Origin of the sequence: Salmonella sp. JXY0409-18 (assembly GCF_020268625.1) — a bacterium.
Taxonomy (GTDB): domain Bacteria; phylum Pseudomonadota; class Gammaproteobacteria; order Enterobacterales; family Enterobacteriaceae; genus Salmonella; species Salmonella enterica.
This window is the reverse complement of record NZ_CP084216.1, coordinates 3,566,738-3,580,872: the sequence shown is the minus strand read 5'-3', so window position 1 is coordinate 3,580,872 and position 14,135 is coordinate 3,566,738. Positions and strand designations below refer to the sequence as shown.

The 14,135-nt window shown below is 53.4% G+C and carries 15 protein-coding genes; 7 read left to right on the top strand and 8 right to left on the bottom strand.

The window, feature by feature from the left end; translation table 11 throughout:
• The first annotated feature begins 127 nt into the window (after nucleotides 1–127).
• From LDB27_RS17575 to tilS, 4 genes are all read left to right on the top strand, one after another.
• On the top strand, nucleotides 128–1,891 hold the full coding sequence (locus tag LDB27_RS17575) for a chitinase (RefSeq protein WP_000524167.1): 1,764 nt from the start codon (nucleotides 128–130) through the stop codon (nucleotides 1,889–1,891).
• A 75-nt stretch (nucleotides 1,892–1,966) separates the two neighbouring features.
• Nucleotides 1,967–4,108: a lysine decarboxylase LdcC gene (ldcC, locus tag LDB27_RS17570; protein WP_001021048.1), complete on the top strand. Its 2,142-nt coding sequence runs from the start codon at nucleotides 1,967–1,969 to the stop codon at nucleotides 4,106–4,108.
• Between the two features lie 55 nt (nucleotides 4,109–4,163).
• Nucleotides 4,164–4,553 (top strand): VOC family protein, encoded by a 390-nt coding sequence (locus LDB27_RS17565; RefSeq protein ID WP_114052948.1) that lies wholly within the window; start codon nucleotides 4,164–4,166, stop codon nucleotides 4,551–4,553.
• A 62-nt stretch (nucleotides 4,554–4,615) separates the two neighbouring features.
• The gene (gene tilS / locus LDB27_RS17560) at nucleotides 4,616–5,908 is read left to right on the top strand and encodes a tRNA lysidine(34) synthetase TilS (RefSeq protein ID WP_115396309.1); all 1,293 of its coding nucleotides are present in this window, start codon (nucleotides 4,616–4,618) and stop codon (nucleotides 5,906–5,908) included.
• 83 nt (nucleotides 5,909–5,991) lie between these two features.
• On the opposite strand, the gene rof is transcribed toward tilS, so the two are convergent.
• Together rof and LDB27_RS17550 are read right to left on the bottom strand one after the other, a co-directional pair.
• The gene (gene rof, locus LDB27_RS17555; protein WP_000062329.1) at nucleotides 5,992–6,252 is read right to left on the bottom strand and encodes a Rho-binding antiterminator; all 261 of its coding nucleotides are present in this window, start codon (nucleotides 6,250–6,252) and stop codon (nucleotides 5,992–5,994) included.
• Nucleotides 6,239–6,439: a YaeP family protein gene (locus tag LDB27_RS17550; protein ID WP_001518678.1), complete on the bottom strand. Its 201-nt coding sequence runs from the start codon at nucleotides 6,437–6,439 to the stop codon at nucleotides 6,239–6,241. Before LDB27_RS17550 ends, rof begins: the two co-directional genes overlap by 14 nt.
• 197 nt (nucleotides 6,440–6,636) lie before the next feature.
• Between LDB27_RS17550 and LDB27_RS17545 the strand changes: the two genes are divergently transcribed.
• Genes LDB27_RS17545 through nlpE form a run of 3 tightly spaced genes read left to right on the top strand, consistent with a single transcriptional unit; the run spans nucleotide 6,637 to nucleotide 8,334 of the window.
• Entirely contained in the window at nucleotides 6,637–7,182 is a 546-nt protein-coding gene (locus LDB27_RS17545) for a YaeQ family protein (RefSeq protein ID WP_001185319.1), read from the top strand.
• On the top strand, nucleotides 7,179–7,601 hold the full coding sequence (gene arfB, locus LDB27_RS17540) for an alternative ribosome rescue aminoacyl-tRNA hydrolase ArfB (protein WP_000560527.1): 423 nt from the start codon (nucleotides 7,179–7,181) through the stop codon (nucleotides 7,599–7,601). The genes LDB27_RS17545 and arfB overlap by 4 nt, the downstream gene beginning before the upstream one ends.
• A gap of 31 nt (nucleotides 7,602–7,632) precedes the next feature.
• Nucleotides 7,633–8,334, top strand: a complete 702-nt coding sequence (gene nlpE / locus LDB27_RS17535; RefSeq protein ID WP_000252576.1) for an envelope stress response activation lipoprotein NlpE — start codon at nucleotides 7,633–7,635, stop codon at nucleotides 8,332–8,334.
• 73 nt (nucleotides 8,335–8,407) lie between these two features.
• Here the strand turns inward: nlpE and proS are convergent, their stop codons facing one another.
• The 6 genes from proS to metN form a co-directional block, all read right to left on the bottom strand.
• Nucleotides 8,408–10,126, bottom strand: a complete 1,719-nt coding sequence (gene proS, locus LDB27_RS17530) for a proline--tRNA ligase (protein ID WP_001260672.1) — start codon at nucleotides 10,124–10,126, stop codon at nucleotides 8,408–8,410.
• 110 nt (nucleotides 10,127–10,236) lie between these two features.
• Nucleotides 10,237–10,944 carry a tRNA (N6-threonylcarbamoyladenosine(37)-N6)-methyltransferase TrmO gene (gene tsaA / locus LDB27_RS17525; protein ID WP_000093984.1) on the bottom strand — a complete coding sequence of 236 codons (708 nt, stop codon included), beginning with the start codon at nucleotides 10,942–10,944 and terminating at the stop codon, nucleotides 10,237–10,239.
• Nucleotides 10,941–11,345 carry an Rcs stress response system protein RcsF gene (gene rcsF / locus LDB27_RS17520; protein ID WP_001202315.1) on the bottom strand — a complete coding sequence of 135 codons (405 nt, stop codon included), beginning with the start codon at nucleotides 11,343–11,345 and terminating at the stop codon, nucleotides 10,941–10,943. Before rcsF ends, tsaA begins: the two co-directional genes overlap by 4 nt.
• Nucleotides 11,346–11,463: 118 nt before the next feature.
• Nucleotides 11,464–12,279 carry a methionine ABC transporter substrate-binding lipoprotein MetQ gene (gene metQ, locus LDB27_RS17515; protein WP_000874215.1) on the bottom strand — a complete coding sequence of 272 codons (816 nt, stop codon included), beginning with the start codon at nucleotides 12,277–12,279 and terminating at the stop codon, nucleotides 11,464–11,466.
• Nucleotides 12,280–12,317: 38 nt separating this feature from the next.
• The gene (locus LDB27_RS17510; RefSeq protein WP_001287486.1) at nucleotides 12,318–12,971 is read right to left on the bottom strand and encodes a methionine ABC transporter permease MetI; all 654 of its coding nucleotides are present in this window, start codon (nucleotides 12,969–12,971) and stop codon (nucleotides 12,318–12,320) included.
• The gene (gene metN / locus LDB27_RS17505) at nucleotides 12,964–13,995 is read right to left on the bottom strand and encodes a methionine ABC transporter ATP-binding protein MetN (RefSeq protein WP_115396307.1); all 1,032 of its coding nucleotides are present in this window, start codon (nucleotides 13,993–13,995) and stop codon (nucleotides 12,964–12,966) included. The genes LDB27_RS17510 and metN overlap by 8 nt, the downstream gene beginning before the upstream one ends.
• Nucleotides 13,996–14,135: the final 140 nt, after the last annotated feature.

Here is a 14,135-nt window from a genome sequence, read left to right as displayed (position 1 = left end):
GACGAGGAAAAATGAGACGCCGATGAGTTGATGTGATTAAACGCAACGGCATGTTCTCCCTGACACTGTATCAACTGCCAGGCGTGTGGCCAGGGCAGGCAGTGAACTACCCTTCAAGGAGAAAATTATGGGATTGCAAAAAACACTGGCGCTCAGCGCCGTGGCGGCAGGAATCATGTTGAGCTTATCCGGTGCGCAGGCCGCGCCGCTGCTTAGCAGTAGTGAGCCAATGACCATCAACGCCAGCGATCTGGCGGCGAAAGAGAAAGCGCTGACGGATTTTCCGTTAATGGAAGCAGTGAAATCCTCTATCCAGACGTTGGATAACAGCGCGGTCGAACAAATCGAACCGGGGCGCGCCGCTAACCCGGCAAACGTAAAACGCGTTGAAAGTATTCTGAAAGAGGCCGACTGGGATTATCTGTTCCCGATGCGCGCGCCGGAATACACTTACTCTAACTTCCTGAAAGCGATAGGTAAATTCCCGGCGGTTTGTGGTACCTACACCGATGGACGCGATAGCGACGCTATCTGCCGTAAAACCCTGGCTACTATGTTTGCGCATTTTGCCCAGGAGACGGGCGGTCACGAAAGCTGGCGTGACATTCCGGAATGGCGTCAGGCGCTGGTCTATCTGCGCGAAGTCGGCTGGACTGAAGGGCAGAAAGGCGGCTACAACGGCGAATGTAACCCGGATGTATGGCAGGGCCAGACCTGGCCGTGCGGTAAAGATAAGGACGGCGATTTCCTCAGCTATTTTGGTCGCGGGGCAAAACAGCTTTCTTATAACTACAACTATGGGCCTTTCTCTGACGCGATGTATGGCGACGTTCGCCCTCTGCTGGATAAACCCGAGCTGGTGGCGGATACCTGGATGAACCTGGCGAGCGCCGTCTTCTTCTTTGTGTATCCGCAGCCGCCGAAGCCGTCTATGCTACATGTGATTGACGGTACCTGGCAGCCAAACGATCGCGATAAAGCAAACGGCCTGGTATCAGGTTTCGGCGTCACCATTCAAATCATCAATGGCGGCGTGGAGTGCGGCGGCGCAGATGAGAATGCGCAGTCGCTTAACCGTATCGCCTACTACAAAGAGTTTGCCAACTACCTGAAAGTGCCGGTGCCGGCGGACGAAGTGTTGGGCTGTAAAAAGATGAAGCAGTTCGATGAAGGCGGCGCTGGCGCGTTACCGATCTACTGGGAACAAGACTGGGGCTGGAGCGCCGATACTGCGGACGGTAAAACCTATTCCTGCCAGTTAGTGGGATATCAGACGCCGTATACCGCCTTTAAAGAGGGTGACTACACAAAATGTGTACAGCATTATTTCAACGTTAATGTCGTCGATGATAACGGAACCACTGAACCGGATGTCACGCCAACTCCGGCGCCAGTGACGGATGAAAACGTGGCGCCAGTCGCGCGCATTGCCGGGCCGGTCGGGGCGGTGGAAGCCGGTAGCCCGGTTTCACTCAGCGCGGAAGGATCGACCGACGCGAATGGCGACAAGCTCACCTATACCTGGATGTCGCAGGATGGCAAAACGCTGAGCGGCCAGGATAAAGCCGTTGTGATTTTCAACGCGCCGGATGTCACTCAGAACACCCAGTATGTGGTGAATCTGACCGTTAGCGACGGTACGCTCTCCAGCACTGCGGTTTATACGCTGAATGTGAAAGCGAAGGCCGCCGCTGCGGATGACGAAGATAAGACCACCAGCTACCCTGCCTGGAGCAGCAGCCAGAAATGGAATCCGGGCGACATCGTCAACAATAATGGCGCATTGTACCAGTGCAAACCGTTCCCGGAAGGCTCATGGTGTAATGTTGCGCCTGCCTACTATGAGCCCGGCGTAGGGATTGCCTGGGCCGATGCATGGAACGCATTGTAATAAGATAAATCCTGTCGGTGCTTTGCATCGGCAGGATTGTTACTATGCTTATCTCAGGTTTTTTCAGGAGAAAGCATGAACATCATCGCCATTATGGGGCCGCACGGGGTTTATTATAAAGATGAACCCATCAAGGAGCTTGAGCGTGCATTACAATCCCTGGGATTTCAAATTATCTGGCCGCAAAATAGCGTTGACTTGTTGAAGTTTATTGAACATAACCCGCGCATCTGCGGCGTTATTTTTGACTGGGATGAATACAGTCTCGACCTTTGTAGCGAAATCAACCAGCTAAATGAATACCTTCCTCTCTACGCCTTTATCAATACCAACTCCACGCTGGACGTTAGCGTTCACGATATGCGCATGGCGCTGTGGTTTTTTGAGTATGCATTGGGGCTGGCTGAAGATATCGCGACGCGCATTCATCAATATACAAACGAATATCTCGATAATATTACGCCGCCGTTTACCAAAGCGCTGTTTACCTACGCCAAAGAAGGAAAATATACCTTTTGTACGCCGGGTCATATGGCAGGAACGGCGTATCAGAAAAGCCCGCCAGGCTGTCTGTTTTATGACTTTTTTGGCGGCAATACCTTAAAGGCCGATGTGTCGATTTCGGTGACTGAGCTGGGATCGCTGCTGGATCACACCGGGCCGCATCTGGAAGCGGAAGAGTATATCGCCCGTACTTTTGGCGCCGAGCAGAGTTATATGGTGACGAACGGTACGTCGACCTCGAATAAAATTGTCGGTATGTATGCCGCGCCTGCGGGAAGTACGCTACTTATTGATCGTAATTGCCATAAATCGCTGGCGCATTTGCTGATGATGAGCGATGTGGTGCCTCTCTGGTTGAAGCCGACGCGCAATGCGCTCGGTATTCTCGGCGGTATTCCTAAGCGTGAATTTACCCGCGACAGCATTGCGCGTAAGGTGGCGGAAACCTCGCAGGCGCAATGGCCGGTTCATGCGGTTATCACCAATTCTACTTACGATGGTCTGCTGTATAACACTAACTGGATCAAGCAGATGCTGGACGTTCCCTCGATCCATTTTGATTCCGCCTGGGTACCCTATACCCATTTCCATCCGATCTACCAGGGGAAAAGCGGGATGAGCGGCGATCGGGTGCCCGGAAAAGTGATTTTCGAAACGCAATCCACCCATAAAATGCTGGCGGCTTTTTCGCAGGCGTCGCTTATTCATATCAAAGGGGAATATGACGAAGAGACGTTTAACGAAGCGTTTATGATGCACACTTCCACATCGCCGAGCTATCCCATTGTCGCCTCTATCGAGACCGCGGCGGCGATGCTGCGCGGCAATCCAGGGAAAAGATTGATTAATCGTTCGGTGGAACGGGCGCTCCATTTTCGTAAAGAGGTACAGCGGTTACGTGAAGAGTCCGATAGCTGGTTCTTTGATATCTGGCAGCCGGAAGAGGTTGATGAGGCCGAATGCTGGCCGGTCACGCCGGGAGAAACCTGGCATGGCTTCACCGATGCTGATGACGATCATATGTTTCTCGATCCGGTTAAGGTGACAATCCTGACGCCGGGGATGGATGAACAGGGCAACATGAGCGAAGAGGGGATACCCGCCGCGCTGGTGGCGAAGTTCCTCGATGAGCGAGGCGTGGTGGTGGAAAAAACCGGGCCGTATAATCTGCTGTTTTTGTTCAGCATAGGGATTGATAAGACCCGTGCGATGGGGCTGCTGCGCGGGCTGACGGAATTTAAACGGGCCTACGATCTTAACCTGCGCGTTAAAAATATGTTGCCGGATCTGTATGCGGAAGATCCGGATTTTTATCGCAATATGCGCATTCAGGATCTGGCGCAGGGGATCCATAAACTGATCCGCCAGCACGATCTTCCGGGGCTGATGCTGCGGGCGTTCGAGGTTTTACCGGAGATGATCATGACCCCGCACCAGGCCTGGCAGCGTCAGATCAAAGGCGAGGTGGAAACCGTGGCGCTCGATCAACTGCCAGGGCGCGTTTCCGCGAATATGATCCTGCCTTATCCGCCAGGCGTTCCGCTGTTGATGCCCGGCGAGAGGATCACGCAACAGAGTCGGGCCGTGCTCGATTTTCTGCTGATGCTCTGCTCGATTGGCCAGCATTATCCCGGTTTTGAAACGGATATTCACGGCGCGAAACGGAATGAAGACGGGGTGTACCAGGTACGAGTCTTAAAACACGCCTGTTAGCTTGCCTGACGGGAATGTGACGAGTAACGTACTGATAATCAATAAAGGAGACGCTATGCTGGGATTAAAACAGGTTCATCACATCGCGATCATTGCGACAGACTATGCGGTGAGCAAGGCGTTTTACTGCGATATTCTGGGGTTCGATCTGCTAAGCGAAGCCTGGCGGAAAGAGCGTGACTCGTGGAAGGGCGATTTGGCGCTAAACGGGCAGTATGTAATTGAGCTTTTCTCTTTTCCCTTCCCTCCGGCGCGTCCAAGCCGACCTGAAGCCTGCGGCCTGCGCCATCTGGCTTTCAGCGTGGAAAATGTGGAAAACGCCGTTGCGCATCTGGAAAAGCATCAGGTTAAGTGCGAACCGATACGTATCGATCCGTATACCGGGAAGCGCTTTACTTTTTTCAACGATCCGGACGGTTTACCGCTTGAGCTGTATGAGCAGTAAGGCTTGTCATTAAGACGCTCGCCAGGTAACGTTGCCGGGCTAAGTCACTATAAGCATGGATCATGACCACTCTCACGTTGAATACCTCGTTACTCTCTTCTCGCCGTATTCTGGCTGCCTTTAGCGGTGGCCTGGATTCTACGGTGCTTCTGCATCAACTGGTGTTGTGGCGAGAACGCCATCCTGACGTCACGCTGCGTGCTATCCATATTCATCACGGTTTAAGCCCTCATGCTGATAGCTGGGTGCGGCATTGCGAAACCGTATGCGAACGCTGGCAGGTTCCGCTGGCAGTGGAGCGGGTGACGCTGGCGGATAATGGCCTGGGTATCGAGGCCCATGCGCGTGAAGCGCGCTACCGGGCGTTCGCACAGACGCTATTGCCTGGCGAAGTGCTGGCAACCGCGCAGCACCTTGACGATCAGTGTGAAACATTCCTGCTGGCGTTAAAGCGCGGCAGCGGTCCGGCCGGACTTTCCGCGATGGGAGAATGCTCGCCTTTTGCCGGAACTCTGCTTCTTCGCCCGCTGTTGAGAGAAACGCGGAAGACGCTGGAACAGTGGGCTGTGCGTCATGGCTTATGCTGGATTGAAGATGAAAGCAATCAGGATGACGCCTACGATCGCAATTTTTTACGCCTGCGCGCGCTTCCGCTCTTGCAGCAGCGCTGGCCGCATTTTCCTGCGGCAGTAGCCCGTAGCGCGACGCTCTGCGCCGAGCAAGAAAGGCTGCTGGACGAGCTTCTGGCCAGCGATCTTACGGACTGTATCACGGCGGAGGGAACATTGCGGCTCTCTCCATTAATGTCGATGAGCGATGTACGGCGGGCGGCGATTTTGCGTCGCTGGCTGGCGATGCGTAATGCGCCGATGCCCTCTCGCGACGCGCTGGAACGTATCTGGCAGGAGGTGGCGCTGGCGCGCGACGATGCCTCTCCCTGTTTACGTTTTGGCGATCGCGAGATTCGCCGTTATCAGTCGCAACTGTGGTGGATTAAATCCGTGGCCGGACAACACGAAACGACGGTTGCCTGGCCCGTCTGGCAAACACCGCTGGCGCTGCCTGCCGGCTTAGGGACGGTACAGCTCGTTCCTGGCGGCGAACTGCGCCGACCGCGAGAGGAAGAATCCGTCAGCATTCGTTTTAAAGCGCCAGGCGTACTACATATTGTCGGGCGTAACGGCGGACGTAAATTAAAGAAAATCTGGCAGGAGCAGGGGATCCCGCCCTGGCGACGAGACACCACGCCGCTGTTGTTTTACGGCGAAACGCTGATTGCGGCTGCGGGTGTTTTTGTGACGCGTGAGGGAGCAGCAGAAGATAAAGAAGGGGTGAGTCTGGTTTGGCATGCCTGATGGCGCTGCGCTTATCAGGCCTACGTATCGCATGGAACGTAGGCCGGATAAGGTGCTTGCACCGCCATCCGGCAACAAAATACTCAGGATTCGCTAACTACCACGGTACCAATTTCCGGGTGGCTGAAACTGGCGATTTTATCGAGACGAAGTTCACAAGACTCGCCGGAAATCTCGGCAAGCAGATACTCTACGTTTTTACGTAAGATCAAATCGTTCGCTTTTGCCTGCAAAACCTCGCCATCTTTTAACGTTAGCGTCAGTATTAAATGATGCATGCAGGCAAGCTCAAGACTATCGTAGTCATCGCAATTAATGGGTTGATACGTTTCATTCATTGACATAATCGCTCACCAGTAAGTTCGCGGCAGCATAAGCTGCCTTTTCCCTGACCGACTCTGAAAGGGCGCTATCTGCCGCCACTTCATTAAGCACTTTCAATACACAACCCAGCGCATCCGGGACATACCCTAAGTCTCCGCTGGCGATTTCCGCATACCGCTTGCGTACTAACTCACAATATTTTTCCACATGCCCTCCTGTCAGCATTCTGACTTAACCGTGGATGCAAGTCTAAGCCTACGAAGTTAAATCTTGTTTAGCAAGGTGACTATACCATACTCATTTGCGCAATATCAGCGCCTGACGCGAGTGGGTAAAAGATTCGTTAACAGCCTTTTAGCGCGGTTTTCGCTACAATGGGCGCCTGATTCGAAAGGAGTTTTCTCATGGCGCTTAAAGCGACAATTTATAAAGCCGTCGTCAATGTGGCTGACCTTGATCGCAACCGGTTTCTGGATGCGGCATTGACGCTGGCGCGTCACCCTTCTGAAACGCAGGAGCGCATGATGTTGCGCCTGTTGGCATGGATAAAATATGCTGATGAACGGTTGCAGTTTACACGCGGGCTCAGCGCGGAAGATGAGCCGGAGGCCTGGCTGCGCAACGATCATCTGGGCATCGATCTCTGGATAGAGCTGGGGCTGCCGGATGAGCGCCGTATTAAGAAAGCCTGTACTCAGGCGAGCGACGTCGCGCTCTTTGCTTATAACTCCCGGGCGGCGCAAATCTGGTGGCAGCAGCATCAAAGCAAGTGCGCGCAGTTCGCTAACCTGTCCGTCTGGTATCTGGATGACGGGCAACTGGCGCAGCTCAGTGAATTTGCCGATCGTACCATGACGCTACAGGCGACGATTCAGGACGGCGCAATCTGGCTTTCTGATGCTCGGAATAATCTGGAAATACAGCTAACCGCCTGGCAACAGCCCTCATGATTGCCATCTCCCGGACGGTCTCCATAGCCGATAATGAGCTGGAAATTACGGCCATTCGCGCGCAGGGCGCGGGTGGTCAGCACGTAAATAAGACCTCTAGCGCGATTCATTTGCGCTTTGACATTCGGGCCTCTGGCCTGCCAGAGTATTATAAACAGCGTTTGCTGACGGCCAGCCACCATCTGATAAGCGATGATGGCGTCATTATCATTAAGGCGCAGGAGTTCCGGAGCCAGGAGCTCAACCGGGAAGCGGCTATCGCCAGGCTGGTTGCCGTCATAAAAGAATTAACCGCGGAGCAGAAAAGCCGTCGCGCAACCCGTCCGACGCGTGCCTCGAAAGAGCGCCGCTTGTCCTCAAAGGCGCAAAAATCTTCTGTAAAGGCGCTTCGCGGCAAAGTTCGTCGTCCACTGGATTGACGGGCAGGAATAGCAATTTCATAAGGATTTTATGGTGAGAACAGCAATATTGTCAGTAGCGGCAGCCTGTACGCTATTTGCATTGATAGGGTGTAATAACCGTGCGGAAGTTGACGCCCTGCAACCTGCGCAGGCGGCGGAATTAAAACCCATGCAGCAAAGCTGGCGCGGCGTGCTGCCCTGTGCGGATTGTGAAGGTATTGAAACGTCACTGTTTCTGGAAAAAGACGGCACATGGGTGATGAACGAGCGTTATCAGGGCGTGCGCGAAGAACCTTCCTCTTTTGCGTCATACGGTACCTGGGCGCGGACGGCGGATAAACTGGTGTTAACCGACAGCAATGGCGAGAAATCGTATTATCGCGCGAAAGGCAATGCGCTGGAGATGCTCGACAGAGAAGGCAATCCGGTGGCTTCGCAGCTTAATTATACGCTTGTGCCTGTTACCGCCAGCCTGCCGGTAACGCCAATGCCGTTGCGTGGTATGTATGTATACAGGGCCGATGCGGCGACCTTTACCGATTGTGCGACCGGAAAACGGCTGCCGGTCGCCAGTAACGCCCAGCTTGAGCGCGGCTATCTGACGGCGAAAGGTGAAGCGGAAAAACCGGTGCTGCTGACGGTAGAAGGGCATTTTGTGTTTGCCGCGAACCCGGACACGGGCGAGCCGGTAAAAATGCTAATAGCCGATAAAAACGCGAAGTTTGCGCCGGGTAAAGATTGCACTCACTAATAAAAGGCCTCGCAGGATGCGAGGCCTTTACATATCTGCCGGGTGGCGCCGGGCAATCCCAACAAAATGTCGTTTAGCCTTTAATCGCCTTGACCAGATAATCAACGATATCGCCGGTTTTAATCAGCGATTTTTCACCGCTGCGACGGTATTTATACTCAATATCGTCGTTATCCAGGTTGCGATCGCCAATCACGATAGTATGTGGAATACCAATCAGCTCCATATCGGCAAACATCACGCCCGGGCGCTCTTTACGGTCGTCCATCAGCACTTCAATGCCCTGCGCGCGCAATTCGCTGTACAGCTTTTCCGCCAGCTCCTGCACACGGAAGGATTTGTGCATATTCATCGGCAGAATAGCGACCTGGAAAGGCGCAATGGCGTCAGGCCATACAATGCCGCGCTCGTCAAAGTTCTGCTCGATAGCCGCGGCAACGACACGTGTTACGCCGATACCATAGCAGCCCATTGTCAGGATCTGGTTACGGCCATCTTCACCCTGAACGGAGGCTTTCAGCGCTTCTGAGTACTTGGTACCTAACTGGAAGATGTGACCCACTTCGATACCGCGTTTGATAAGCAACGTTCCCTGACCATCCGGACTCGGATCGCCGGCGACTACGTTACGGATGTCGGCAACAACAGGCGTCGCCACATCGCGATCCCAGTTAATACCAAAGTAGTGTTTACCGTCGATGTTGGCGCCAGCGGCAAAATCGCTCATGGCGGCAACGGTACGATCGATGATGACCGGAATCGGCATATTGACCGGGCCGAGGGAGCCAGGGCCGGCATTAATTACGGCGCGAATCTCTTCTTCGGTAGCGAAGGTCAGCGGGCTGGCAACGTGCGGCAGTTTTTCCGCTTTAACTTCATTCAGTTCATGATCGCCGCGAACCAGCAGAGCCACCAGCGGAGACTTGCTGTCTTTCGCCGCTTTCACCAGCAGCGTTTTTACCGTTTTTTCAATTGGCAGGTTGAACTGTTCCACCAGCTCCGCGATGGTTTTGGCATTTGGCGTATCGACCAGAGTCATTTCCTGCGTCGCCGCTGCGCGCGGCGTTTGCGGCGCGATAGCTTCTGCCAGTTCAATGTTAGCCGCGTAATCAGAAACATCAGAGAAAACGATATCGTCTTCGCCGCTTTGCGCCAGCACCTGGAATTCATGCGAGGCGTTGCCGCCGATAGAACCGGTATCGGCCTGTACCGCGCGGAAATCCAGCCCCATACGGCTGAAGATACGGCTATACGCGGCGTACATGGCGTCATAGGTTTCCTGCAACGACTCCTGAGAGGTGTGGAAAGAGTAAGCATCTTTCATCAGGAATTCGCGCGAACGCATCACGCCAAAGCGCGGACGCACTTCATCACGGAATTTGGTCTGGATTTGGAAGAAGTTCAGCGGCAACTGCTTATAAGAGCTGAGTTCATTACGCACCAGATCGGTGATAACTTCTTCGTGGGTCGGGCCGAGTACGAACGGACGCTCGCCACGGTCGACAAAACGCAGCAGTTCCGGACCGTACTGTTCCCAACGACCACTCTCTTGCCACAGGTCGGCTGGCTGAACGACTGGCATCGACACCTCGATAGCACCGGCGTTGTTCATCTCTTCACGCACGATGTTTTCGACTTTTTTCAGGACGCGCAGGCCGGTCGGCAGCCAGGTATATAACCCGGAGGCGAGCTTGCGGATCATCCCAGCGCGCAGCATCAGCTGGTGGCTGATAACCTCGGCGTCGGCAGGTGTCTCCTTCAGAGTGGAGAGCAGGTATTGGCTAGTACGCATGTTGTTACGGTTCCAGTTGAACGATCGAACAGGCTCAATGTGAGCCTGATACAAAAAAAGTGATTTAGTTTACCAGCGTGCAAGAGATGTCAAAAGAGAAGGGCGTGAAATTACCGTGGTTCCAGCGCAAACACTTCAAATCCAGTGCTAACCACACGCCAGCGCACGTTAAAATCATGCAGCCAGACGGCATAGGTTTTGCCCGTCTCTTCACCCTTACGATAAGCCGGGCGAGGATCTTGCGCCAGCACATCGCAAATAAATGTCCGTAGCTGCGGATAACACCTTTCCAGCGTCGTAAGCTGTTGAGCCACCTCAGCGGTAAAACTCACGGGCATTTCAGCTATCGGCGCCTGTTGCGCATAGCTGGCGGCGGCGTCCGGTAAGGCCTCGGCAAACGGTAAATACGGTTTAATATCCACCACCGGCGTGCCATCCACCAGATCCAGACTGCCTAATTTCAGAATTACGCTCTCTTTCCGGCACTCGATACCTTTTAGCGCAACGAGCGACATGCCAATCGGATTGGGGCGGAACGTGGAGCGCGTGGCAAAAACGCCCATTCTGGCGTTACCGCCAAGACGGGGCGGACGAACTGTTGGCCGCCAGCCGCCGTCCATCGTCTGATGAAAAACGAAAAGCACCCACAAATGGCTGAACGCTTCCAGGCCGCGAACGGCATCGGCCTGGTTGTAAGGCGCTATCAGATGCAGTTCGCCGCAGGCGCTTTTGACCAGACCAGGCTGGCGCGGAACGGCGAATTTTTCTTTATAGGGGGAGCGAATAACGCCGATTTGTTCAAACTGAAAGCTGCTCATTTCGCCGAAATATTCAGGGCGGACCCGATACAAACCGCCTGACGGTAGCAGCCTGGCGTGCCGCTGGTAATTTCACAGCTGTGCAGCAGGACGGCGTTGGCTTTCATTTTAGATGCATTAATCTGCATACGCTTGCGCGCAGTTGGAATGTTAGGCGGAGAGTCTTGATTTGTCGCCTGGCAGGATTCGCCGCTAACCTCGCCAAGATCGCGGAAAGGTTTGCCGACTAAGTCTTCAGCATTGGTGTAAATCCTGACGGGAGCGGCACGCGGCGCTTTAGGTTTCTCCGGCTCCGCTTTTGGCGGGGTTGCGGTGCTTTGAACGGGTTCAACAGGGGATCTGCTTAGCATGGAACAACCGCCCAGCATGAGTGCCAATAAACAGATCGGTAAAGCACGCATAATATTTCCTCAATGAATGTTCTAATTGCCAGATATTGAATCAGGAGCTTGCATAAATGACAAGACGGGCAATAGCCCGTCCTGAATAATATTACAGATTGTGGAATCAGCCTAAAACTTACCAGCCTTTCACCGCGCCGCCATTAAAAACTTTATTTGCGGCTTCGTACACTTCATCAGACTGGTAAGCCTGAACGAATTTTTTCACATTCTCGGCGTCTTTGTTATCTTCACGCGTCACGATAAGGTTAACGTACGGAGAATCTTTATCTTCAACGAAGATACCGTCTTTCGCTGGCGTCAGGCCAATCTGGCTGGCGTAAGTCGTATTGATGACCGCTAACGCGATCTGCGCGTCATCCAGCGAACGCGGCAACTGCGGCGCTTCCAGCTCAACAATTTTCAGATTTTTCGGGTTTTCCACGATATCCAGCGAGGTAGGAAGCAGACCGACGCCGTCTTTCAGTTTAATCAGCCCTACTTTTTGCAGCAGCAACAGGGAACGACCAAGGTTGGTCGGGTCGTTAGGCACAGCGACCTGGGAACCGTCCTTGAGCTCATCCAGAGATTTGATTTTTTTGGAATATCCTGCAATGGGATAGACAAAAGTCTTACCAACGGAAACCAGTTTGTAGCCGCGATCTTTGATTTGCTGATCCAGATACGGTTTGTGCTGGAAGGCATTGGCATCGATATCGCCTTTGCTCAGCGCTTCATTAGGCAGAACATAATCATTAAAGGTCACCAATTCCACGTCCAGGCCGTATTTTTCTTTCGCGACTTTCTGCGCGACTTCGGCAACTTGCTGCTCTGCGCCAACGATTACGCCGACTTTAATATGATTCGGATCTTTTTCATCCTGACCGCAACCCGCAAGTGCCAGAGAACCAATCAGAGCACCCACTGCCGCAAAGGTTTTGAATTTGAACGCCATGCTTATTTCCTTAATGAGTATTTGTGTTGTGTTTAACGTTACTTATGCGTGACAGCCCTGACGATGCGATCGCCGGATAACTGAATTAAATAAACCAGAACGACAAGTAATACCAGCACCGTATTCATCACGGTAGCATTGTATCCAATATAACCGTACTGATAGCCGATTTGACCGAGGCCGCCTGCGCCGACGGCGCCGCCCATTGCGGAGTAACCGACCAGGGTGATCAGTGTAATGGTTGCCGCATTCACCAGACCAGGCAGCGCTTCCGGTAAAAGGATTTTACGTACAATTTGCAGCGGCGTGGCGCCCATCGCTCGCGAGGCTTCAATCAGCCCGGCAGGGATCTCTAACAACGCATTTTCCACCATACGGGCGATAAAAGGCGCGGCGCCGACGGTCAGCGGTACAATTGCGGCCTGCAAACCAATGGAGGTGCCGACAATTATTCGGGTAAAAGGAATCATCCACACCAGCAGGATGATAAAGGGAATCGAGCGGAAAATATTGACCACCGCGGAGAGGGAGCGATACAGCCGGGCGTTCTCCATAATCTGCCCCGGGCGCGTAACATACAGCAATACGCCGACCGGCAGGCCAATCACGAAACCGAAGAAACCGGAGACAAAGGTCATCGCCAGCGTTTCCCAGACGCCACGAACCAGTAACCACATCATTGCCTCAGACATAACCCAGTACCTCAACTTTCACATGGTGATCCTGCAGCCAGGCAATTGCGGCTTGCGTCTCTTCTTGTGTGCCGTGCATTTCCGTTAGCATAATGCCGAACTTCACACCGCCCGCGTAATCCATCTGCGCGCTGATAATATTATTGTTCACGTTGAAACGACGCGCGGTTTCAGAAAGCAGCGGGGCATCCACAGACTGTCCGGTGAACTCCATGCGCAGCATCGGCACGCTGTCAGTTTCCGGCGACGCTTTCAAACGCGCCTGGTAATCTTCCGGAATGTCCAGGTGCAGAGTGGACTGAATAAACTTCTGCGCCAGCGGCGTTTTAGGATGCGAGAAGACTTCGCTGACCGTATCCTGCTCAATAAGCTCGCCATTACTGATGACGGCAACGCAGTCGCAGATACGTTTTACGACATCCATTTCATGAGTGATAAGCAGAATCGTCAACCCCAGACGACGGTTGATATCTTTCAGCAATTCCAGAATCGAACGGGTCGTCGCGGGATCAAGCGCGCTGGTGGCTTCATCGCACAGCAACACTTTTGGATTACTGGCTAACGCGCGGGCAATCGCGACACGCTGTTTCTGACCGCCGGAAAGATTTGCCGGATAGCTGTCGTGCTTGTCGCCAAGACCGACTAAATCCAGCAGCACTGTGACACGGCGTTTGATCTCTTCCTTTGGTGTGTTATCCAGTTCCAGCGGCAACGCGACGTTGCCAAACACGGTACGGGAAGAGAGCAGGTTAAAATGTTGGAAAATCATGCCGATTTGACGGCGAGCTTTGGTCAACTCAGACTCTGAAAGCGTTGTCAGCTCCTGACCGCCTACCATTACGCTTCCTTCAGTAGGACGTTCAAGTAAGTTTACGCAGCGAATGAGCGTACTTTTACCGGCGCCGGAGGCGCCAATGACGCCATAAATCTGCCCGGCAGGCACGTGCAGGCTGACATTATTTAGCGCCTGAATGGTGCGCGTCCCCTGCTGGAACACTTTGGTAATATTCGAAAGTTTAATCATTGATTCTTTATTATCGTAATGAAATGAGCGGAGGCATTTTCGTCTGCCTAATACGGTCAACGCCGTCAACAGAATGGATGTTAAGGCATCCAGACGTCTAAATCAATCAGGCTTTATACGATGAGCACTTTCTTGCCTGC

Bases quoted from the DNA above. Each gene is read 5' to 3' on its own strand.
- LDB27_RS17565 (WP_114052948.1), top strand. From the start codon at position 4,164: ATGCTGGGATTAAAACAGGTTCATCACATCGCGATCATTGCGACAGAC.
- rof (WP_000062329.1), bottom strand. From the start codon at position 6,252: ATGTCAATGAATGAAACGTATCAACCCATTAATTGCGATGACTACGAT.
- LDB27_RS17575 (WP_000524167.1), top strand. From the start codon at position 128: ATGGGATTGCAAAAAACACTGGCGCTCAGCGCCGTGGCGGCAGGAATC.
- metQ (WP_000874215.1), bottom strand. From the start codon at position 12,279: ATGGCGTTCAAATTCAAAACCTTTGCGGCAGTGGGTGCTCTGATTGGT.
- proS (WP_001260672.1), bottom strand. From the start codon at position 10,126: ATGCGTACTAGCCAATACCTGCTCTCCACTCTGAAGGAGACACCTGCC.
- arfB (WP_000560527.1), top strand. From the start codon at position 7,179: ATGATTGCCATCTCCCGGACGGTCTCCATAGCCGATAATGAGCTGGAA.
- tilS (WP_115396309.1), top strand. From the start codon at position 4,616: ATGACCACTCTCACGTTGAATACCTCGTTACTCTCTTCTCGCCGTATT.
- nlpE (WP_000252576.1), top strand. From the start codon at position 7,633: ATGGTGAGAACAGCAATATTGTCAGTAGCGGCAGCCTGTACGCTATTT.
- metN (WP_115396307.1), bottom strand. From the start codon at position 13,995: ATGATTAAACTTTCGAATATTACCAAAGTGTTCCAGCAGGGGACGCGC.
- LDB27_RS17510 (WP_001287486.1), bottom strand. From the start codon at position 12,971: ATGTCTGAGGCAATGATGTGGTTACTGGTTCGTGGCGTCTGGGAAACG.
- rcsF (WP_001202315.1), bottom strand. From the start codon at position 11,345: ATGCGTGCTTTACCGATCTGTTTATTGGCACTCATGCTGGGCGGTTGT.
- tsaA (WP_000093984.1), bottom strand. From the start codon at position 10,944: ATGAGCAGCTTTCAGTTTGAACAAATCGGCGTTATTCGCTCCCCCTAT.
- LDB27_RS17545 (WP_001185319.1), top strand. From the start codon at position 6,637: ATGGCGCTTAAAGCGACAATTTATAAAGCCGTCGTCAATGTGGCTGAC.
- ldcC (WP_001021048.1), top strand. From the start codon at position 1,967: ATGAACATCATCGCCATTATGGGGCCGCACGGGGTTTATTATAAAGAT.